Source organism: Oleiphilus sp. HI0066, assembly GCF_001635725.1.
In genome coordinates this window covers 1-676 of the sequence record NZ_LWFH01000592.1, presented here as the reverse complement: position 1 = coordinate 676, position 676 = coordinate 1, and the positions used below count along the sequence as shown (strand labels likewise).

Genomic DNA, 676 nt, shown 5'->3' with positions numbered 1-676 from the left:
AATATCGATTACGGTGACCGTGTTTTCTGAATCACTCAGCCAAGATGCGAGCTGAGCACAACTAAGATGTTTAAATGACATAGTAAAGTTCCACTTTTGCGATGAAGCATTATAGACCTTACGGGCGCTACTGCGTATTTGGGTTTGGTAATGCTTGCATTGTTTTCGCGACTGGGATTAGTCTTGATGCTGGAAAAATAAAAACTAAGGAGTGATGAATGTCGTTAACGGTATATGGTTACCCAAACACCCGCACTTTGCGTGTGACTTGGTTGCTCGAAGAGTTGGGCTTGGATTACAGCTTCCAACTTGTCGATCTCATGAAAGGTGAAGCCAGACAGACGTCATTTCTAGAGCTCAATGCAGGGGGCAAGGTGCCTGCCATTCGTGTTGATGGAGGCATTATCACTGAATCCTTAGCGATCATGAATTATCTCTGCACATTGAAGCCCGAGGCAGAACTGATTCCAACATACAGCGCTTTTCGTCGTGCTCAGTATGACCAATGGAGCGTATTTGCAATTGCAGAACTAGAGCAACCTCTATGGACCATAGGAAAGCACAAGTTTGCTTTGCCGAAAGACTATCGTGTGCGCGAGATGGAAGCGACGTCGGTCTATGAGTTTCAGGTAGCTTTGGATTTGCTGAGCAAGGGCTTAGGGCAGCAAGATTATAT

1 protein-coding gene is annotated in these 676 nt (G+C 45.4%); it reads left to right on the top strand.

Annotation, left to right across the window (positions count from 1 at the left end; genetic code table 11):
• Positions 1-218: 218 nt before the first annotated feature.
• The coding region (locus tag A3738_RS07805) for a glutathione S-transferase family protein (RefSeq protein ID WP_068763501.1) at positions 219-676 on the top strand (458 nt) is incomplete at its 3' end.